The organism is Streptomyces sp. NPDC049585 (assembly GCF_040675615.1).
Lineage (GTDB): Bacteria > Actinomycetota > Actinomycetes > Streptomycetales > Streptomycetaceae > Streptomyces > Streptomyces luteosporeus.
On the sequence record NZ_JBFAPE010000035.1, the window covers coordinates 25,673 to 44,455 of the forward strand.

Here is an 18,783-nt window from a genome sequence, read left to right on the forward strand (position 1 = left end):
CGGAAATGGGTGAGCCCAAGAGATCACATGGTCAGCGCACCCGCCGGGCCAGGACCTGCCCCGGCCAGGAGCCGGAGACGAAACGGTCGGTGGAGGTGAAGCCGTTGCGCTCGTAGAACGCGACCAGTTCGCCCCCGCCGCCTGCCCAGCAGTCGACCCGCAGCAGTTCCACTCCGGCCCGCCGGGTCTCCTCGGCGGCATGGGCCAGCAGCGCCGCACCGATGCCCCGACCGGCGTACCGCCGGTCGGAGACCAGCAGCCGGACGTACCGCTCGGGTTCCGTGGCCGGCGCGATCGGCATCTGCGGGCTGGGACCGCAGTCCAGCACCATGGCTCCGACGGGCGTGCCGTCCCACTCGGCGATGTACGGCACGTTCTCGGTCGTGTACCGCTCGACGCGCTCCACGCCGCCCGGCTTCTGTGAATACGGTGTCGTGCCCCACTGCTCGGTGTTGCCACGACCGTTCATCCAGACGACCGCGGAGTCGAGCATGTCCAAAATGGCCGGTGCGTCGGCCAGGCCGCCCGGTCGGATCTTTATGCCATGCGTGGTGTCGTTCATGGCGGAAGCCTAAGCAGGTATCCGCCTGCACCCGTCGTTCTCGCCCTGCACCTAGCGGGCCGATGCGCTCGGCACGTCGCCGTGCTGTGCCTGCTTGATGCGCTCGACCGTCATCCTGGTCACCGCCATGAGGCGGTCCGGGGGGATGTTCGTTCCCTGCTTCCAGGTGTACTTGATGCTGGCGATCACCGCCCCCTGGCGGGCGTGGAATCCGCGGCCTTCCCAGGAGCCGTCCGCCAAGATCTCGAAGCCCTCGATCCGGTCGCCGGGAGGGTTCTTCCCCACCTCGCCCCCGGTCCCGTCGCCGACGAAGAGCGCCTCGGCCGCCTTGGCCGTGGGGAAGGAGATGAGCCGCACCGAAAGCTCTTGGTCGCGGGCGTTGGTGTACGCGGCGAGTCCGAAGGCGACGGCCTGGGAGCACCACGCGGACGGCCATTGCTCGGACCGGCAGATGGCGGTGTCGTGGGAGTCCCACGCCTTCCTGGTGCGGGACTGCGAGACGTCCGCAGGGACGCTGAACCGATCCGGCAGCGCGGGCTCGAGCCGGCCCGTGTCCAGGACCACATCGGCCGATGGAAGCGGTACGGGCTGCTGGGCGGGGCCCGCCACCGGACCGGAACCGGAACCGGAACCGTTGGCGCAGCCGGTGGTCAGCGTCGTCGTCGCCAGGGACAACGCCAGGGAGGCGATCACGGCGCGCGCAGCCGTGATTTGTCGGTGTACATGCATGATCACCAACCATGGCGAGCGGTCACGTCACCGCACCGGCGTCACCGGGCCAGGCGGCCCAGCAGGGCCGCCGACGCGGTGATGCCCGCAAGGGCCGCCAGGAGCAGCACGAGACAGTCCGTGCCGAGATGGGCCGGGGTGCCGATCAACAGCCCGCGCAGGGCGTCCACCTGGTAGCTGAGGGGGTTCGCCTTGCTGACCGCCTGCAGCCAGCCGGGCATGAGGGCCAGTGGGTACAGGGCGTTGGAGCCGAAGAACAGCGGCATGGTGATGGCCTGACCGATGCCCATCAGCCGGTCACGGGTCAGCACGATCCCCGCGATCGTCATCGACAGGCACGAGAAGAACGCCGAACCGAGCACCACGATCACCGCGGCGACCAGCAGGCGCAGCGGATTCCAGGTCAGGGCGACGCCCATGAGTGCCGCGATCACCACGACCACCGCGCCCTGGACGACGGCCTTGACGCCGGCGGCGAACGCCTTGCCGGCCACCAGCGCCGTCCGTGGCGTGGGCGTGACCAGGAGCTTGGTGAGGACCCCGGAGTCCCGCTCCCAGATGATCATGATGCCGTAGAAGATGGCGACGAACATCGCGGACTGGGCGATGATCCCCGGCGCCAGATAGTCCACGTACGGGACGTTCCCGGTGGGAATGGCCTTGATCCGGCTGAACGTCTGCCCGAAGATCAGCAGCCACAGGACGGGCTGGACGGCACGCGTGTACAGCTCCGCCCGGTCGTGGCGCAGCTTGCGCAGCTCGACCACGCACAGGGCTACGACGCGCGCCGGCAGGACCCGCCACCCCCTGCGGGCGGGCGGTGGGCGGAGCAGCAGCGCGTACTGCTGCTCGACGGACCCCGCGCCGTCAGCCGACGCGGGAGGCGGTGCGGCGGGTACGGCGGACATCACCGAACTCCCCTCGCTGGTCCTCGAAGCCGGCCAGCTCGCCGCCGGCGACATGACGGAAGACGTCCTCCAGGGACGGCAGGGCACCCTCGCCCTCCCCGCTCCCGTCCCCACTGGCGCGGCGGTCGGCCAGGAGCCCGCGCTTGAGCTCCTCGGGCGTGCCCAGCGCCCGTACCTTCCCCCGGTGCAGCAGTGCCAGGCGGTCGCAGCGCCGGTCGGCCTCCTCCATGGAATGCGTGGTGACCAGCACCGTCATCCCCGTGGCGGCCCTGATGCCGGCGATGCGCTCCCAGATGTTGCCGCGCGCGATCGGGTCCAGGCCGATCGTCGGCTCGTCCAGCACCAGCAGTCGCGGCGCGCTGACGAGCGCCTGGGCCAGCTCCAGCAGGCGCACCATGCCGCCCGAGTACGTCGCCGCCAGCCGGTCGGCCGCGCCGGCGAGCCCCACCGCCTCCAGCGCCTGCTCCACCCGCTCGTGCCGCTCGCGGCGCGGGACGTCGAAGACCCGGGCGAACAGGTCGACGTTCTCCCGGCCCGTCAGCCCGCCGTCGGCGGACAACTGCTGCGGCACGTACCCCAGCAGCCGTCGCACCGTCATCTTCCGGTGGGAGACGTCCCGCCCGAAGATCTCGATCACGCCCGGGGGCACGGGCAGCAGCGTGGTGATCGACCGCAGCGTCGTCGTCTTGCCCGCGCCGTTCGGGCCGAGCAGCCCGAAGACCTCGCCCGGCTCGACGCGCAGGTCCACGCCGTCGACCGCCCTGGTCCGACCGAAGGAGTACGTCAGCCCGGTGCAGCGGACGGCCGCCACGCCGCCCTCGGTGCTCCCGCCCTCGGTGCTCATGGCGCCTCCTCCTCGCGCAGCGCGTCCGCGAACCGGCGCAGGGCGGGAAGTGCCGCCGCCACGGCCGCCCGGTCCTGCGCCGGCAGCGCACCCATGCCCTCGCGGAACAGCGACGCGCGCCGCTCCTGCCAGTCCCGCAGCCGCCTCGCGCACGCGGCCGTGGGGAACAGGGCCGCCGCACGGCCGTCCCGCGGGTCGCTCTCCCTGCGCAGGAAGCCGTCCGCGACCAGCCCGTTGACCAGGGTGCTCACCGAGTTCGCGGCCAGGCACAGCTCCTTGGCCGCCCCGGACACCCCGATGCCGGGCCGCGCCGACACCACGCGCAGCAGCTCGGCCTCGGCTCCCCGCAGCCGCGGCACCGGCATGGACTGCCACAGCCTGCGCCGGGCCAGCCGGTGGATCCCCGCCACGAGCCCGGCGAGCTCCTCGGCCGTGCCTTCCACAACATCCGCACCCTTTGCGGGCATACCATCATTTTAGCTCTGGGTGCGAGCTATCGGGCACTGCTGTGCGAGGGCGTTGTGCGAGAGCCACGGCCAGCCCGTTCAGGCGCAGCCGCGTGCCGCCACGCACATGCAGCAGATCGTCGCTCCCGTCGCCTGCCGGCGCGACGAAGGCGACCTGCTCCGTCCAGGTCAGCACGGTCTCGTCGGCACCGGCATCGGCATCGGCGCGCAACTCGACGGTGACGAGCGAGGTCCAGCGCAGCACCCCGTCCACGTGCGACTCGTAGACGTACACGATGCGCGTATCGGGAACGATGTCAAGGTACCGCGACCAGTACGCCAGCTGCTGCGGCTCCATGGCGAAGGTGGCGAAAGTGCTGGAGGCGGTCTCACCGCCACCGACGCGGAAGTCGTGCTCGTACGTCGCCCCGCTGCCCGGCAGCCTGAACCACCGCCGCCGCACCTCGGCGTCGGCGAAGGCGCGGAAGACGTCGCCGGGGGCCGCGGACAGGCGCAGGCTCACCGCGAACGTGTCGTGCAGGACCGCGCCATCCTGCTGTATCGCATGGTCTCGGTTGTCGGTCATGAATGCATCATCCCGCCTGCACCCGGCGGGCCCGCGGGCGCGTCCGGGCGTGCAGGGTCGCGCGCAGGGGAACGGTCGGCTGGAGGAGGAGACCGGGGTAGGGGGTGACGGGGCCGGGGGTCACGTCGAGGCGGAAGCGCTGGGCCACGGTCGCCAGCACGAGGGCCGCCTCCACCTGGGCGAACCGCGCCCCCAGACAGGTGCGCTGGCCGCCGCCGAAGGGGAACCAGGCGTGGTCCGGCACGGGCGCCGGGGCCGCCGGGTCCCAGCGTTCGGGGCGGAAGGCGGCGGGGTCGGGGAACCAGCGCGGATCCCGGTGGGTGGTCCACTGGCTGCACCACACGATCGTCCCGGGGCGTACGCGCGCGCCGCCGAGCGTGGCGGACGGGCCGGCGACGGCCGGGATCAGCCAGGCGGGCGGGTACAGCCGCAGCGCCTCCTTGACCACCCACCGGGTCCACGTCAGCTCCTCGTGGTCGTCGATGGCCGGCGGCCGTCCGCCGAGCACCCGATCGAGCTCCTCCTCGAGTCGCGCCCGGGCGGCCGGGTGGGTGGACAGCAGGTACCAGATCCAGGTCAGCGCGGTGGAGGTGGTCTCCTGGCCGGCGGCCCAGAGCGTGACCGCCTCGTCGCGCACCTCCCGGGCGCTCAGCGGCCGGCCCTGCTCGTCGCGGGCCCGCAGCAGCCGGGTCAGCAGGTCGTCGCGGCCGGCGGCGCCGGCCGGGTCGGCGCGGCGGGCGGCGATGAGGCGGTGGATCTCGGCGTCGATGGCGGCGACGGCCCGCAGGACCCGGCGGCGCGTGGGGGTGGGCACCCACCCGGGCAGGAAGAGGGTGGGGCTGCGGATCTCGTCGCCCGCCGCACGCTGGGCGACCCCCATGGCATCGCCCAGCGTGCGGGCCCGGCGGCCCAGATCGTTGCCGAACAGGGTGCGCAGGACGATCCGCTGGGTGATCAGCGACATCTCCCGGTGGACGTCCACCGACTGCCCGTCCCGCCAGCCGTCGGCCGCCGCACCGGCGCAGTCCGTCATGACGGCGGCGTACGCGCGGACCTGGCGCGGGCGGACCGTGGGCTGGACGAGGGCCCGCTTGCGGCGCCACTGCGCACCCCGGCTGAGGATGACGCTGTGCCCGGTCACCTGCCGGAACACCCAGCCGATCTCCAGCGTTTCGAACGTGACCTCGACCGCGCCGAGGAGCTCGGCGATGTGCTGCGGGTGGAAGAGGAACAGGCCGCGCCGCGGACCGAGCGACCAGCTCACCACGTCGCCGTGCTCGTCGCGCAGACGTTCCAGGAACCCCAGCGGGTCCCGGCCGAACGCGGGCAGGTTCCCCAGCAGCGGCAGGCCGCGCGGGCCGGCGACGGGACGGACGGGCGGAACGGCGGGGGCGGCCATGACGGGTGCCTTCCGGGCTGCGCGAGGACATCACTGCACACGCCGATTCGCCATTCCGGGCAAAACGCCGTGATGGGTACAAGTGATGACTACCCGTCCACCGCCGCACCTCATACCCGACATTCCGTGCCGGGGGAAACGCGGTCAGGTCAGCCGGCGCACAAAGACGTCCCCGGTGTCATTGGTGTCTCCCGTAACCAGGTTCCCCGCCCAGCTCTCGAAGGCCACCACGCGCCCCGACCGGTCGACGGAGGTCCCGCCCGCGAGGCCGTCGGCCCCCGTGCCGTCCGCGGCGACGTCGATCCGCTCGACGGCACCGGTACGCAGGTCCCGCGCGTACACCGCCGAGAACTCGCCGGCGCCGCCCGGCAGGAGATTGTGCGCCCAGGAGGTGAAGAACACCCGGCGGTGGTCGGCGCCCATCACCACCGCGGAGGTGTGGCCGTCGGCCGGGGCGCCGTCGGGGGCCAGGCTGACCATCCGGGTGACGCCCGCGCGCAGGTCCTTGGCGTAGCACTGCTGGACCGTGCCGGTGTAGCCGGTCACGATGCCGGGCGTGGAGGAGCAGAAGAGCGCATACCGCCCGTCCGGAGTCAGGCTGCGCTCGGTCACCACGGCCGCCGGCGTGCCGTCCTGCCGCTGGGCGGCGGGCCGGGTGCGCCCGGTGCGCATGTCGTGCACGTAGAAGCTGGTGTCCCGCGGTGCCGGCCGCGGGCCGCCGGCCGTCCCCAGATTGTCGGCCACCGACAGGAAGCCGACCTCGCTGCCGTCGGCACTGATGACCGGCAGGTGGGAGAAGCCGTCGGCCGCAGCGCCGTCGGAGGCGACGCTGACCCGCCGGGTCGTGTGCCGTACGCGGTCGTGCACGTACACCTGATACTCGCGCTTGCCCCCGCCGGGGACGAGGTCGGTCCGCGGGGAGTCGAAGGCGACATAGCGGCCGTCGGCGCTGATGACCGGATTGCCGGCACCGCCCGGTCGGCCGTCGTCCAGGAGCGGTTCGGTCCGGCCGGTGGCCCGGTCACGCACGTAGAGGTGCTTGTCCACGACATGCCCGGGGCCCATCTCCTCGGCGGCGGACGCGAAGACGACGTACCGTCCGGTGGCGCTGAGGGAGTACTCGTACACCCACCGCAGATCCGGGTTGTCGTCCTCGGACACGTTCGCCCGCTCCACAGCGCCGGTCCGAAGGTCCTTGAGGTAGAGATGCCTGCCGCGCGGGGTGCCGGGCACGAATACGCTCGCCCGCGTCAGGAAGGCGACGTGGCGGCCGTCCGCGGTGATCGCGGGGGTATGGGACGCCACGTCGGCCTGCGTGCCGTCCGCGGCCACGCTCACCCGCTCCGTCCGCGGGCGCGGCTGCTGCCCGCCGGAGGCGGCGGCCGGCACCGCGGCCGCCGCCCAGGTCGCCAGTGCCGCCGTCAGGAACACCCATCGTCTCGAACGCCGCATGATTCCCCCACACCGTGCGCCAGTCGTACGTTCCGGGGCGCAGCCAATCCGCTGCGGGGCGGCGCGGGCAAGACGACAACGGGCCACGATGCCCCCGCACCTCGCCGCCTCAGCGGAACCATCGCGGATCGAGCGCCATGGTCTCCAGCCGCTCCGGGCCCAGCGGCGGTTCCGGACGCGTCACCGGGCCGCTCTCCGCGTACGAGTTGATCTCGCGGACGAGAACGCGGCGGCCGTCCGGGCGCAGCGTGTCGACGGACCGGACGACGGCGGAGCCGCCCTTCTCCGAGGGCGCGCGGGTGGCCTTGACCCGGGTGCCGTCGGGGAGGGTCCGGCTGCGGCAGTCGGCGTCGTCGGAGCCCGACGGGCAGTCCATCTGCCCGGCCAGCAGGTCGGTCATGCCCTGCTGCACATCCGCCTCGATCATCGCCTTGCCGTGGCCGTCGTCGTAGACCAACTGAACGAGGCCGGCGTCGGCGTTGCGGTCCGTGATCCGGCCGCCCGGCGGCAGCAGCGACGTCAGGACCTCGGTCAGGTGCTCGCCCGCAACGCCCTGCTGCCGGGGCGCGCCGGAGGCCGGGGCCGGCACGGCGGCGACCGCCTTGCGCCAGGCCGGGCTGCGGACGATCGCGGCCAGTTGCTCCAGGCCGAGCACCGGTTCGGCGCCGCTGTCCGATCCCTTCTCCTCGCCGCCCCCGAACTCCTGCAGGAACAGCACCGCGCCGTCCGGGGTGACCAGCTCGGCGTACCAGCGCCGCTGGCCGGTGTTGCCGCTGGGATGGGTGAAGGACTTGGTGGTGTGGAGCACGGAGCCGTCGGGCAACGTGCGGGCCTCGCACTGGTCGTACGGCCGTACCTGCACGGGAAGACAGCCGTCCGGCCGGTCGCCGGGGGCCTGGCGGTGGACGGCGATGTCGATGCCGGAGCTGCCGCGCGCGTTCGTGTAGGTGAGCTTGGCGGCCGGGGCCGACCTGCCCGAGCCGTCCGAGCCGGTGCCCGACGTGCCCGAGACCGTCCCGTCCTTCGGCAGCAGGCTCTTCAGCGTCGCGACCATCTCCTCCCCGCCGACCGGCGTGGCGGCCGGCCGCGCGGTGCCGGACGCCGCGGGGGAGACGTCCCGGGGGGCCGCCGCCCCACCGGCCCCGCCGGTGCCCAGGAGCGTGCCGCCGAGCGCGACCAGCGTCAGCGCGGCGCACCCCGCACCGACCTGGAACGCGCGCACCCGGCGCAGCCGGCGGCCCCGCGCGGTCGCGCGGTCGACCAGGTCGGGGGAGTGCGGGGGACAGACGCGGACCGCGTCCTCGAAGGCGGCGGGCAGCCGCCGCTCGAACGTGTCGTCGTGGTGGTCGAGGGACATGGGGGACAGCTCCGTTCGTACGTACGGCTCGTACAGGCGGTGAGAGGGACGACGGCGGGCCCTAGCGGGCCGCGAGCTCGGACAGCTCGTCGCCGAGCAGCTCGCGCAGGCGCTGCAACGCCCGCAGGCTGCGCACGCGCACCGCTCCCTGGGAGAGCTTCATGGCCGCGGCGGTCTCCTCCACCGTGCGGTCCTCCCAGTAGCGCAGCACCAGCACGGCACGGTCCTTGGCGGCCAGCCGCGCCAGGCCGTCCAGCAGTGTCAGCCGCAGCGCCGCGTCGTCGGCGTGCCCGGCGGCGTCCGGGAACCAGTCGCTCGGCCGCTCGCCGGAGCTGCGCAGCCGCCGGTGCGAGAGGAACGTGCGCACCAGCACGGTGTGCGCGTAGGCGACGGGCGCATGGTTGCGGTTGATCCGCCGCCACGACCGGAACATCTTGGCGAGGGTCTCCTGGACCAGGTCCTCCGCGAGGTGCCAGTCGCCACCGGTGAGCAGGCACGCCGTACGGAACAGATAGCCGCTGCGCGCGGTCGCGAACTCCAGGTAGTCGCCGGGTGCTTCCCCCACCGTGTTTCCTTCCGTGATCTGACGTCACTCCATACACGCGGTGGGAAGCGGGTCGCGTTACACGCACATGTCACGCGACCCGCGAAAGCGTCATGCCCCCGACGGGGCTGCACGATCCGCCGGACAGGCCCTAGAGGATGACCTGGTCCGCTCCCGCCTCCAGCCGGGCGATCGCCGCACGGCAGGCATCGGTGAAGCGGCGGAAGGCGACGTTGGTGCTCTGCCCCCGCCCCTGGCGGGTGAAGGTGCCGAACAGGCTCCGCCGCAGCTCGGTGGTGAGCTCCAGCTGGGCGCCCTTGCCCAGCAGGGTGCGGTTGCAGATGTTCTGCGGGTCGTCGCCGTCGAGGGCGGAGATCTTCGTGCCGTCGACGGTCTGGAAGCCCGCGGCTGCCAGCTCCTGCTGCAGGTGGCGCCGGAAGTCGGCGTTGCGGCCGCCGATCACCACCGCCTCGGGGCGGGAGGCGGGGGCACCGGCCTGGGCGGCGGTGCAGCCGTGCAGGCTCAGCACGTTGAGGCTGCCGGCGGCCATGGCCCGGGCGACGCGGTCGTCGCAGTTGCGGGAGGTGACGTGCAGCTCGTCGTTGTCCTTGCTGCGCAGGCCCTCGAACATCCAGTAGTCGTGGACGGCCCCGTCGGCCTGCATCGGCTCCAGCGTGGCCGGGTGGTAGCCGGCGACGGCCAGGCACAGCTCGGACGTACCGGCCTCGATGCCGCCGCCGTGCAGGGCCATGACGGTCGTGCGGGCGAAGGGGAAGCGCCCCTCGAGGCTCGCGTCGGCCATCTCGTGCCGCTTGTAGCGGCGCGCGTAGTCGGTGCCCTCGCCGTTCGGGAGCCGGGTGTACAGGTCGGTGTTGGACGCGAAGTGGTCATCGGCGCCCGTGGCGTGGGCGGTTCCCGTGCCGAGCGCGGTGAGCAGGGGCGCTGCGGCGGTCGCCGCCGCGAGGGCGGCGAGGATCGTCCTCCGGCTGGCACGGGACGGGGGCGGCGTCGGCTGGGACATACGGCTCCATCGGGTTTGTTTGGCCGGTTATCAACCGTCGAGTCTCTCGTCGGCGGTGACCGGGCGTCAAACAAATGTTCAGTACTTGTCCTGTGCCGCGGTTCAGGGCCGCGAGCACGGCGCACGACACCGCCGCCAGGACCCGGCGGGGCAAGGGCGGCGACGTGCGTGCGGCCGCGGATCGAGACGCAGGCCCTGCCCTGAACACACCGGCGTGATCCACAATCGTTCCAGGAGAAGTGATCGACGAAAGGTGTGCCCGTTGTCCCCCGAAGAGATAGTCGACGGCCAGCTCGCCGCCTACAACGCCCGTGACCTGGAGGCGTTCCTCGGCTACTACGCCCCGGACGTCCCCGTGCACGCCTTCCCGTCCGGCGAGGTGCTGACCGACCGTTCGGGCCCGGCCTTCCGGGAACGCTACGCCGCCCTCTTCGACGCGAGCCCGCACCTGCACGCCGAACTCGTCTCGCGGGTCGTCCACGGCCGGCTCGTGATCGACCAGGAGGTCGTCACCGGTTTCCTGGGCGACGGTGTGCGCACCGCGGTCGCCCTGTACGAAGTCGGCGCCGACCGCATCGAGAAGGTCTGGTTCGCGGTCTGACCGCGCAGCACACGCCCCCACCACCACACGTCGAAAGGACCCACCACCCGTGATCGTCGTCGCCGGGGAAGCCCTCATCGATCTCGTCCCCGCCGGGCCCGCAGCCGACGACGAGCTGCCCGCCCTGCTGCCCCGGCGCGGCGGCGGCCCCTACAACACCGCCCTCGCCCTCGCCCGCCTCGGCTCCCCGGCCGCCTTCTGCTCGCGGCTGTCCACCGACCACTTCGGCGAGGCCCTCCTGCGCGCCCTGACGGCGGACGGCGTGGACACCTCCCTCGTCCAGCGCGGCCCCGAGCCCACCACCCTGGCGGTGGCACACGTCGGTGACGGCGGCTCCGCCACGTACACCTTCCACGCGCAGGGCACCGCGGACCGCCTCTTCCGGCTCCCGGCCGCCCTGCCCGCCACGGCGCGCGCCATCGCCTTCGGCACCTGCTCCCTCGTCCTGGAGCCGGGGGCCACCGCCTACGAGGAGCTGATGCGCCGCGCCTTCGACAGCGGCCTGTTCACCGCACTCGACCCGAACATCCGGCCCGGCCTCGTCCCCGACCCCGCCGCCCACCGGGCCCGTTTCCGCTCCTGGCTGCCCCGCACCACCCTGCTCAAGCTCTCCGAGGAGGACGCGGCCTGGCTCGCGCAGTCCACCGACACCGCGGCCGCCGTCGAGGAGTGGCTCGCCTCGGGCCCGTACGCCGTGGTCCTCACCCGGGGCGGCGCCGGCCTGACCGTCCGCACCCGCGACGGCCTCGAGGTGTCCGTCCCCGGGACGGAGGTGGACGTCGTGGACACCATCGGGGCGGGCGACACCGTCAACGCCGCGCTGCTGCACCGCCTCGACCACCACGGCGCCCTCACCGGCCCACCCGCCCTGGACGCGGACCAGTGGCACGACGTCCTCTCCTTCGCCGCCCGCGCCGCCGCACTGACCTGCTCCCGGGCCGGCGCCCAGCCGCCGTACGCCCGTGAACTGGCGGACGGGCAAGCTCCGGTCGGGCGCTGAGCGCGCCCGCGCCTCGGCGGGATTGTCGGTGCCCCCTGCCATGCTGGGACCCGACGCGCTCCTGCGGCCGGAAGGACACCCCATGCTGACGTCCACCCATGTCCCCGGCGGGCCGGCCTGGCTCGACCTCGGCACCCCCGACCTCGACGCCGCCATCTCCTTCTACGGCGCGGTCCTCGGCTGGGAGTACGCCTCGGCGGGCCCCGCCGTGGGCTACGGCTTCTTCCGCCTGGACGGCCGAACGGTCGCCGGCGTCGGACCGCTGACGGAGGAGGGGGCCGGCCCGGCCTGGACGGTGTACTTCCGCACGGAGGACGCCGACGCCACGGCGAGGGCCGTGGAGCAGGCGGGCGGCGAGGTCCGCATCCCGCCGGGAGACGTCTTCACCGCCGGCCGCATGGCCGGGTTCACCGACCCCACCGGCGCCGAGTTCGCCGTCTGGCAGGCCGGTGACGTGGCGGGGATGGACCTGGTCAACGCCCCCGGCTCGACCAGCTGGGTCGAGCTGTACACCACGGACCTGGCGGCGGCGAAGGCGTTCTACCGCGCGGTCCTGCCGTGGGACACCCGCGACCTGCCGGTGGGCGGCGACCTCGCCTACAGCATTGCCGGGCCCGCGGGCGGGGGAGTGGACACCATGCACGGCGGCCTCATGCAGCTGCCCGCGGAACACCTGGCCGCGGGCTCCCGCTCCGAATGGCACCCCTACTTCGAGGTCGCCGACTGCGACGCCACCGTGGCGGCGGCCACGGAGCACGGCGCCACCGTCATCATCCCGGCCATGGACGCCCCCGGCATCGGGCGCATGGCCATGTTCCTCGACCCCGTCGGAGCCCCGTTCGCGGTCATCACGAGCGTCGACGCCTGACGAGCCGCCCGTGCCGCAGCGCCCGCCCGGCGTAGGGTGGGACGCGTGTGCGGTCGATACGTCTCCACTCGCGCTCCGCAGGATCTGGCCGGCCTGTTCCGGGTGACGTCCTGGGAGCCGCAGGAGGCCCTGGCCCCGTCCTGGAACGTCGCGCCGACCGACGACGTGTGGTCTGTCCTGGAAAGGACGGACCGGCACACGGGCGAGGTGGTGCGGCGGCTGCGACCGCTGCGGTGGGGCCTGGTGCCGTCGTGGGCGAAGAGCCTGGACACCGGCGCAAAGATGATCAACGCCAGGGCCGAGACGGTGGCGCAGAAGCCGGCGTACCGCAGCGCGTTCGCCAAACGCCGCTGCCTGCTGCCGGCCGACGGCTTCTACGAATGGGTGTCCGTGCCGGCCACGGGGAGGACCAAGGCGTACAAGCAGCCGTACTTCATCACCCCCACCGACGGCCGGGTCATGGCGATGGCCGGGCTGTACGCATGGTGGCGCGACCCCGGCGTCCCGGACGACGACCCGGCCGCATGGGTGGCGACGTGCACCGTCATCACCACCGAAGCCACCGACGCCGCCGGCCGGATCCACCCCCGCATGCCCCTGGCCGTCGCACCGGACGACTGGGACACCTGGCTCGACCCCGCTCACGACGAGCCCGCCGAGCTCCACGCGCTGCTGACCACGCCGGCCGCCGGTCACCTCGACGCCCGCGCGGTGTCCACGGCCGTCAACAACGTCCGCAACAACGGCCCGCATTTGCTGGACCCGGCCGACAACCAGTGAGGCCGACACCGTCCCGGACCAATTGAGGGACCGTGCGAGGATCGCCGCGTGAACGATCTGTGCTTCCGCCTCGCCGACGACACCGACCTCGCCGCTCTGGTGCGCCTGCGCGACGACGCGGCCCGGTGGATCCTGGCCCGGGGCGTCAGCGACCAGTGGCGGCCCGGCGAGCTGGACGCGGACCACTTCCGCCGGGTCATGGACGGCGGGGAGGTGTGGCTCGCGCAGGCCGCCGGCCGTGTGGTCGGGGCCTGGGAGCTGTGGTGGCAGGACGAGGACGCCTGGGGCCCGCAGCCGCCGACGGCCGGCTATGTGCACCGGCTCATGGTCGACCACGGCAGCGTCGCACCCGGAACGGGACGCCGGCTCCTGCAGGCCGCGGAACACCGCGTGGCCGAGGCGGGCAGGACGCTGGTGCGTCTGGACTGCCTCGCCGGCAACGCACGCCTGAACGCCTACTACCTCGGCGCCGGCTACCGGGCCGTCGGCCGCAAGGAGGGCAAGCCGCAGCCGGGCGGTGCGCCGAAGTCGTTCACGCTTCTCGAGAAGCCCGTGCCGGCGCCGGCCGGCCGTCGATGAGCCCGGTCAGTCCGTCCAGCATCGAGGTCAGGCCGAGTTCGAAGACCTCGTCGAGATCGAGGTCGTAGCCCTCTTCACCGAAGGCGCCGATCACTTCGGTGAACGTGGGGTAGGCGCCGGACGCCATGAGGGAGTCGAAGGCCGCCGACTGGGCGTCCATCCACTGCTCCTCCGACATCCCGGTGGCGCGCCGGGCCCGGTCCTCGCGCTCCAGGTGGACGGCCGTGCCCTGGACGTAGCTGTAGAGCAGCACGTTGATGTTGAACATGGCGGCCGGGGCCAGGCCGTGACCGTCGAGGGCGCCGAGCATCCACTCCGAGTAGGCGATCAGGTTCGGCACGGCCACCGGGCGGGTCAGGGGAGCGATCCGGGCCAGCCACGGGTGGGCGCGGTGCAGGGCCCACAGCGTCCGGGCGCCGGCTTCGAGACGGCCGCGCCAGTGCGGCGGCGCGTCGACGGGGTACGACGCCTCGGCCAGGACGGCGTCGGCCATGAGCAGGAGGAGATCCTCCTTGCCGGTGACGTGGCGGTAGGGCGACATGGCCGCGACACCCAGCCGGGCGGCGATCGTCCGCATCGACAGTGCGGCGATCCCGTCCTCGTCGGCGATCGCGATCGCCGCCCGCACGATGCGCTCCCGCGTCAGCTCGCCGTCGGCAGCGGGCGCAGTGGCCGGCGCACCCTGCGGTACGGGCGCGGCGGCGGCGCGTCCCGGGCGGGCCGCCACCACCGTGCCGGCCCGTGGCCGCGCCTCGACCAGGCCTTCCTGGCGCAGGGCCGTCAGCACCTTGGTGGCGGTGGCCAGGGCGACGTTCCACTCCTTGGCGATCTGCCGGGTGGACGGCACGCGGTCCCCCGGGGCGAGTTCACCCTCCGCGATGCGGCGGCGGAGCTCGGCGGCGATGCGCAGGTACGGCGGCAGCTGGTGGTCGGCCACGGATCGATCCCCTTCCCTCTGTCCTAGTACAGATTAGCGCGCAATCCAGGCCGTCCCTTGTTCCATGCTGTGCGTACGCTGTACATTCAGTGGCGTACGGCGTAGCCACGGCCGCGACGGCCATGACGCCCACGACCAAGGAGCATCCCGTGAAGAACGTCCTCGTTTCCGGTGCGAGCATCGCCGGCCTCACCCTCGCCCACTGGCTGCGCCGCAGCGGATTCGCCGTCACCGTCGTCGAGCGCGCACCGGACGTCCGCCCGGGCGGCCAGGCCATCGACGTACGCGGCGTCGCCCTGGACGTCCTGGACCGGACGGGCATCCTCGGCGAGGCCCGCGACCTGCGGACCCGCATGCGCGGCATGTCGATGCTCGACGCGCGGGGAGTGGAACAGTGGCGCTCCACCGAAATGACCTACAGCAGCGGCCGACTGGACAGCGACGACATCGAGCTGCTGCGCGACGACCTCGTCGGGCTCCTGTACCGGCAGGCCCGCGAGGCTGGCGTGCAGTTCCTCTTCGACGACTCCACAGCCGCACTCGACGACCAGGACGGCGCCGCCCTGCGGGTGGGCTTCGAGCGGGGCGCGGACCGCACGTTCGACCTCGTCCTCGGCGCCGACGGACTGCACTCGAAGGTCCGGCAGCTCGCCTTCGGACCCGAGGACCAGTTCATCCGCCACCTCGGCGCCTACGTCACGGTCTTCAGCACCGACAACTTCCTCGACCTGGACAACTGGCAGATCTGGCTCGACGACGAGGCCGCCACCTACTGCGTCTACCCGGTGCGCGACAACCGCGAGATACGGGCCACGCTGGGCTTCCGCTCCGAGCAGCCCCTCGCCTACGACCACCGCGACACCGAGCAGCAGAAGGCCCTCATGACCGCCGGCCTCGCCGGCACCGGCTGGGAGACGCCGCGCCTGCTCCAGGCCATGCGCCGGGCACCCGACTTCTTCTTCGACTCGATGGCCCAGATCCACATGGACCGCTGGTCTCGCGGACGCGTCGCGCTGGCCGGCGACGCGGGCTACTGCGCCTCCCCGCTCTCCGGCCAGGGCACGAGCCTGGCCCTGGTGGGCGGATACGTCCTCGCCGACGAACTCGCCCGGGCCCAGGGCGACCACACCGTCGCCTTCGCCCGCTACGAGGAGCGCATGCGCCCCTTCGTCGCCCTCAACCAGGCCCTCGCTCTGGAGAACCAGGGCGGCACACCGGCCGACGAGTCACTGGAGAAGGCCAAGAACGCCCTCACGCTCGACGCCTGACACCGCCGCGGTGCAACGACCGGCCGGTCGCCCTCACCCCTGTGCCCGCAGCCAGGCAAGAACCTGCTCGGCGTGCTCGCCCGGTGGGAAGACCGGATGGAAGACGTGCTCGATCACACCGTCGCGCACGATCAGCGTCAGCCGCTTGTACAGCGTCAGCCCACCGGCCTCGAACGTGGGCAACCCGAGCGCCCGGGCCAGCTGCCGCCCGGGGTCGGACAGCATCTCGAACGGCAGCCGGAGCCGCTCGACGACCTCGCACTGATAGGCGGTGTCCTGGCTCGACAGGCCGTACACGCCGTCCGCGCCGGCGGCGAGCAGGTCCTGGTGGTGGTCGCGGAACCCGCAGGCCTGCGGGGTGCAGCCGCGCGCTCCCGGAATGGAGTCCCAGCCCTCGGGCAGGTCGGCGTCGGGACGACCGGTGAGCGGGTAGACGTAGAGCACGGTCCGGCCCGCCCCGAGCGCGTCGAGCCCGATCGTCTTCCCGCCGGTCCCCTGCAGTTCCAGGCGCGGCATCGTCATGCCGGGCAGATGCGCGGCCGCGCCGTCGTCCAGGGGGACCGGCGGGGTGGCGGGCACATGCGCGTGGTCGGGCATCGGGTGGTCTCCTTCGTCGATCGGTGCAGCGCACATCGGTGAAGTGCGCATCGGTGCAGCGCGGCTGTTGCGGTGGGCGGCATCCCGCAGGTGCGCCATCAGCAGCGTCCGGCGGGCGGTGAGTCCCTCGATCCTGTGCGTGAGGTCGTCGATGGCGTCCCGGTAGCCGGCCAGCGAGGCCGGGCAGTCGTCGGCGTGCCGGTGGCCGGCCGTCAGACAGTCCAGGAACGGCCGGGTGCCCTCGACAGGGATGCCGAGCCCGCTGAGCGCCCGGATCTCCCGTGCGAGCCGGACGTCCTCCTGCGTGTAGTCCCGGTAGCCGTTGGCCAGCCGCTCGGGCGCGAGCAGCCCCAGCGATTCGTAGTACCGCACGGCCTTCGTCGTCACGCCCGCCCGGCGGGCCAGTTCACTGATGCGCATGCCTCTCACCTCGAAGGACGTTAAACCTTGCCCTGGAGGGCAAGGTCAACCCCGAGATGGGGAAGCCCTCACGAGGACCGCTCACACGTCGCGGCGCCTCACGACGAACACGGCCAGTACGACCGCGACCAGCGGCCACAGCACGTACACGAGCCACGAGCCGGGGACCGTGGCGGTGTAGGCCAGGGAGTCGGGGCCCGGCTCCCAGGTCTCGACCAGGCGCTTCCAGGCGGATGACACCAGCGTGTGCTTGATGTCCGCCGACCAGCGATTGCTCTCCGAGAACATGGTGGGCAGCATCAGCAGGACGAACACACTGGTGACCATGGTCGCTGCGGCGTGCCGCAGCACAACGCCCAGGCCCAGGCCGACCAGTGCACAGACCGGGGCCAGCACCGCGGAGGCCACCAGCGCCCGGACCACCCCGGGGTGGGTGAGCACAACGCCGGCGTGGCGTGTGCTCAGTACGGCCTGGGAGACGAGGAAGGAACCGGTCGAGGTGATCGTGCCGACCGCGGTCCATACGGCGGCGGTGACGGCCGCCTTGGCCAGGACCACCGAGCCCCGGGCGGGTACGGCCACCGTGGTGGTGTGGATCAGGCCGCTGCTGTACTCGCTCACCACGGTGAGGGCGCCGACGCAGCTGGCGACGAGCATCAGCGTCCAGTAGCCGGCCGGCGGATAGGCATCGAAGGGCAGGAATTCGGTGGGGCTGGATTCCGCGGTGCTGTCCGTCGTCGCGGCCACGGCCGCGGACCCGAGGACGAACAGGACGGTGAGCGCGATCGTCCACGGGGTGGAGCGCAGGGACCGCATCTTGATCCACTCGGAGGCGAGCAGGTCGCGGAAGCGGGCGGGCGGTCCTGCGACGGCAGGGTGGGCCGGGGGGACGGAGGAGAGTGCGGTCATCGGGTCTGTCCTGCCAGGTATTCGACGCTGTCGGCGGTGAGTTCCATGAAGGCCGTCTCCAGCGAGGCGGTGCGGGTGGTCAGTTCGTCCACCCGGATGCGGTGCTCGAAGGCGAGTGCGCCGATCCGCTGCGCCGGCAGCCCGGTCACCACGAGCCTCTCGGCACCGGCCGAGCCCTCCGGCCCGACCGAGGCGCCCGCCGCGGTCAGTACGGCCGTCAGCTCGGCGCCCTGCGGCGTCGCCACCACGACACTGCGCCCGGTGCCGCGGGCCGCGAAGTCCTCCACCGACTCCGCGGCGATCAGGCGGCCCCGGCCGATGACGACGAGCTCGTCGGCGGTGTTCTCCATCTCCGACATCAGATGGCTGGAGAGGAACACCGTGCGCCCCTCGGCGGCCAGGCGTCGGAAGAGCCGGCGCACCCACAGCACGCCCTCCGGGTCCATGCCGTTGATCGGCTCGTCGAAGACGAGCACGGGCGGGTCGCCGAGGAGGGCGGTGGCGATGCCCAGCCGCTGCTTCATGCCGAGGGAGAAGCCGCCGATGCGGCGGTCGGCCACCTCGGTGAGGCCCACCTCCTGCAGTACCTCGTCCACCCGGCGCCGCGGGATGGCGTTGCTGCGGGCCAGGGCCAACAGGTGGGCCGCGGCGCTGCGGCCGCCGTGGACCCGACCGGCGTCGAGAAGGGCGCCGACGTGCCGCAGCCCGCGCGGGTGACGGCGGAAGGCAACGCCGCCGACGGTGGCGGTGCCCGTGGTGGGCGCGTCCAGGCCGAGGATCACCCGCAGGGTGGTGGACTTGCCGGCTCCGTTGGGGCCGAGGAATCCGGTGACCCGGCCCGGGCGCACGGTGAAGGAGAGATGGTCGACGGCCGTCCTGCTGCCGTAGCGCTTGGTGAGTTCGTTGACTTCGATCACGACGGCAACACTGCCGGGAGGCGCCCCGCCGGGCATGGGGCCGTGGGCGGCAATCGTGC

At 72.9% G+C, this 18,783-nt stretch carries 21 protein-coding genes; 6 read left to right on the forward strand and 15 right to left on the reverse strand.

The genetic code is table 11. The features are described from left to right. Positions 1-31 precede the first annotated feature (31 nt). The 11 genes from AB0K17_RS26315 to AB0K17_RS26365 all read right to left on the reverse strand — a co-directional run bounded on the left by AB0K17_RS26315 (position 32) and on the right by AB0K17_RS26365 (position 9,848). Entirely contained in the window at positions 32-562 is a 531-nt protein-coding gene (locus tag AB0K17_RS26315; protein ID WP_365968828.1) for a GNAT family N-acetyltransferase, read from the reverse strand. Positions 563-613: 51 nt separating this feature from the next. Next, the gene (locus AB0K17_RS26320) at positions 614-1,291 is read right to left on the reverse strand and encodes a hypothetical protein (protein WP_365984454.1); all 678 of its coding nucleotides are present in this window, start codon (positions 1,289-1,291) and stop codon (positions 614-616) included. A gap of 41 nt (positions 1,292-1,332) precedes the next feature. After that, positions 1,333-2,199 (reverse strand): ABC transporter permease, encoded by an 867-nt coding sequence (locus AB0K17_RS26325; protein ID WP_365984455.1) that lies wholly within the window; start codon positions 2,197-2,199, stop codon positions 1,333-1,335. Beyond that, positions 2,159-3,043, reverse strand: a complete 885-nt coding sequence (locus AB0K17_RS26330) for an ATP-binding cassette domain-containing protein (RefSeq protein WP_365984456.1) — start codon at positions 3,041-3,043, stop codon at positions 2,159-2,161. The genes AB0K17_RS26325 and AB0K17_RS26330 overlap by 41 nt, the downstream gene beginning before the upstream one ends. Further along, a complete protein-coding gene (locus tag AB0K17_RS26335) occupies positions 3,040-3,510 on the reverse strand; it encodes a MarR family transcriptional regulator (RefSeq protein ID WP_365984457.1) in 471 nt (156 codons plus the stop codon). Before AB0K17_RS26335 ends, AB0K17_RS26330 begins: the two co-directional genes overlap by 4 nt. Before the next feature lie 4 nt (positions 3,511-3,514). Further along, on the reverse strand, positions 3,515-4,075 hold the full coding sequence (locus AB0K17_RS26340) for an SRPBCC domain-containing protein (RefSeq protein WP_365984458.1): 561 nt from the start codon (positions 4,073-4,075) through the stop codon (positions 3,515-3,517). Positions 4,076-4,082: 7 nt separating this feature from the next. Continuing rightward, positions 4,083-5,474 (reverse strand): cytochrome P450, encoded by a 1,392-nt coding sequence (locus tag AB0K17_RS26345; protein WP_365984459.1) that lies wholly within the window; start codon positions 5,472-5,474, stop codon positions 4,083-4,085. A 144-nt stretch (positions 5,475-5,618) separates the two neighbouring features. After that, positions 5,619-6,926, reverse strand: a complete 1,308-nt coding sequence (locus AB0K17_RS26350; protein WP_365984460.1) for a hypothetical protein — start codon at positions 6,924-6,926, stop codon at positions 5,619-5,621. Between the two features lie 109 nt (positions 6,927-7,035). After that, on the reverse strand, positions 7,036-8,283 hold the full coding sequence (locus AB0K17_RS26355; protein WP_365984461.1) for a hypothetical protein: 1,248 nt from the start codon (positions 8,281-8,283) through the stop codon (positions 7,036-7,038). Positions 8,284-8,344: 61 nt separating this feature from the next. Beyond that, positions 8,345-8,848, reverse strand: coding sequence for a SigE family RNA polymerase sigma factor (locus tag AB0K17_RS26360; protein ID WP_365968837.1), 504 nt, complete (start codon positions 8,846-8,848; stop codon positions 8,345-8,347). A 130-nt stretch (positions 8,849-8,978) separates the two neighbouring features. Continuing rightward, positions 8,979-9,848 carry a poly-gamma-glutamate hydrolase family protein gene (locus AB0K17_RS26365; protein ID WP_365984462.1) on the reverse strand — a complete coding sequence of 290 codons (870 nt, stop codon included), beginning with the start codon at positions 9,846-9,848 and terminating at the stop codon, positions 8,979-8,981. Positions 9,849-10,110: 262 nt separating this feature from the next. On the opposite strand from AB0K17_RS26365, the gene AB0K17_RS26370 reads away from it, so the two are divergent. From AB0K17_RS26370 to AB0K17_RS26390, 5 genes are all read left to right on the forward strand, one after another. After that, positions 10,111-10,449 (forward strand): nuclear transport factor 2 family protein, encoded by a 339-nt coding sequence (locus AB0K17_RS26370; RefSeq protein ID WP_365984463.1) that lies wholly within the window; start codon positions 10,111-10,113, stop codon positions 10,447-10,449. A gap of 49 nt (positions 10,450-10,498) precedes the next feature. Then, positions 10,499-11,449, forward strand: a complete 951-nt coding sequence (locus tag AB0K17_RS26375; protein ID WP_365968840.1) for a carbohydrate kinase — start codon at positions 10,499-10,501, stop codon at positions 11,447-11,449. A gap of 82 nt (positions 11,450-11,531) precedes the next feature. Further along, positions 11,532-12,317, forward strand: a complete 786-nt coding sequence (locus tag AB0K17_RS26380) for a VOC family protein (protein ID WP_365984464.1) — start codon at positions 11,532-11,534, stop codon at positions 12,315-12,317. A gap of 45 nt (positions 12,318-12,362) precedes the next feature. Then, positions 12,363-13,097 carry an SOS response-associated peptidase gene (locus AB0K17_RS26385; RefSeq protein ID WP_365984465.1) on the forward strand — a complete coding sequence of 245 codons (735 nt, stop codon included), beginning with the start codon at positions 12,363-12,365 and terminating at the stop codon, positions 13,095-13,097. Positions 13,098-13,145: 48 nt separating this feature from the next. Continuing rightward, a complete protein-coding gene (locus AB0K17_RS26390) occupies positions 13,146-13,676 on the forward strand; it encodes a GNAT family N-acetyltransferase (protein WP_365984466.1) in 531 nt (176 codons plus the stop codon). Here the strand turns inward: AB0K17_RS26390 and AB0K17_RS26395 are convergent. Next, positions 13,630-14,613 carry a TetR/AcrR family transcriptional regulator C-terminal domain-containing protein gene (locus tag AB0K17_RS26395; RefSeq protein WP_365968844.1) on the reverse strand — a complete coding sequence of 328 codons (984 nt, stop codon included), beginning with the start codon at positions 14,611-14,613 and terminating at the stop codon, positions 13,630-13,632. The two genes, AB0K17_RS26390 and AB0K17_RS26395, sit on opposite strands and share 47 nt — an antisense overlap. A 149-nt stretch (positions 14,614-14,762) precedes the next feature. Between AB0K17_RS26395 and AB0K17_RS26400 the strand changes: the two genes are divergently transcribed. Beyond that, complete coding sequence (locus AB0K17_RS26400; protein WP_365984467.1) at positions 14,763-15,881, forward strand: FAD-dependent monooxygenase; 1,119 nt, start codon at positions 14,763-14,765, stop codon at positions 15,879-15,881. A gap of 33 nt (positions 15,882-15,914) precedes the next feature. On the opposite strand, the gene AB0K17_RS26405 is transcribed toward AB0K17_RS26400, so the two are convergent. The 3 genes from AB0K17_RS26405 to AB0K17_RS26415 all read right to left on the reverse strand — a co-directional run bounded on the left by AB0K17_RS26405 (position 15,915) and on the right by AB0K17_RS26415 (position 18,724). Next, the gene (locus AB0K17_RS26405) at positions 15,915-16,898 is read right to left on the reverse strand and encodes a MerR family transcriptional regulator (protein WP_365984468.1); all 984 of its coding nucleotides are present in this window, start codon (positions 16,896-16,898) and stop codon (positions 15,915-15,917) included. 81 nt (positions 16,899-16,979) lie between these two features. Then, positions 16,980-17,807, reverse strand: a complete 828-nt coding sequence (locus AB0K17_RS26410) for an ABC transporter permease (RefSeq protein WP_365984469.1) — start codon at positions 17,805-17,807, stop codon at positions 16,980-16,982. Continuing rightward, entirely contained in the window at positions 17,804-18,724 is a 921-nt protein-coding gene (locus tag AB0K17_RS26415) for an ATP-binding cassette domain-containing protein (RefSeq protein ID WP_365984470.1), read from the reverse strand. Before AB0K17_RS26415 ends, AB0K17_RS26410 begins: the two co-directional genes overlap by 4 nt. Between the last annotated feature and the right edge of the window lie 59 nt (positions 18,725-18,783).

Coding starts and splice junctions, on each gene's coding strand:
- AB0K17_RS26345 (WP_365984459.1), bottom strand. CDS start 5,474: ATGGCCGCCCCCGCCGTTCCGCCCGTCCGTCCCGTCGCCGGCCCGCGC.
- AB0K17_RS26355 (WP_365984461.1), bottom strand. CDS start 8,283: ATGTCCCTCGACCACCACGACGACACGTTCGAGCGGCGGCTGCCCGCC.
- AB0K17_RS26320 (WP_365984454.1), bottom strand. CDS start 1,291: ATGCATGTACACCGACAAATCACGGCTGCGCGCGCCGTGATCGCCTCC.
- AB0K17_RS26380 (WP_365984464.1), top strand. CDS start 11,532: ATGCTGACGTCCACCCATGTCCCCGGCGGGCCGGCCTGGCTCGACCTC.
- AB0K17_RS26325 (WP_365984455.1), bottom strand. CDS start 2,199: ATGTCCGCCGTACCCGCCGCACCGCCTCCCGCGTCGGCTGACGGCGCG.
- AB0K17_RS26330 (WP_365984456.1), bottom strand. CDS start 3,043: ATGAGCACCGAGGGCGGGAGCACCGAGGGCGGCGTGGCGGCCGTCCGC.
- AB0K17_RS26340 (WP_365984458.1), bottom strand. CDS start 4,075: ATGACCGACAACCGAGACCATGCGATACAGCAGGATGGCGCGGTCCTG.
- AB0K17_RS26350 (WP_365984460.1), bottom strand. CDS start 6,926: ATGCGGCGTTCGAGACGATGGGTGTTCCTGACGGCGGCACTGGCGACC.
- AB0K17_RS26405 (WP_365984468.1), bottom strand. CDS start 16,898: ATGCGCATCAGTGAACTGGCCCGCCGGGCGGGCGTGACGACGAAGGCC.
- AB0K17_RS26335 (WP_365984457.1), bottom strand. CDS start 3,510: ATGCCCGCAAAGGGTGCGGATGTTGTGGAAGGCACGGCCGAGGAGCTC.
- AB0K17_RS26410 (WP_365984469.1), bottom strand. CDS start 17,807: ATGACCGCACTCTCCTCCGTCCCCCCGGCCCACCCTGCCGTCGCAGGA.
- AB0K17_RS26315 (WP_365968828.1), bottom strand. CDS start 562: ATGAACGACACCACGCATGGCATAAAGATCCGACCGGGCGGCCTGGCC.
- AB0K17_RS26365 (WP_365984462.1), bottom strand. CDS start 9,848: ATGTCCCAGCCGACGCCGCCCCCGTCCCGTGCCAGCCGGAGGACGATC.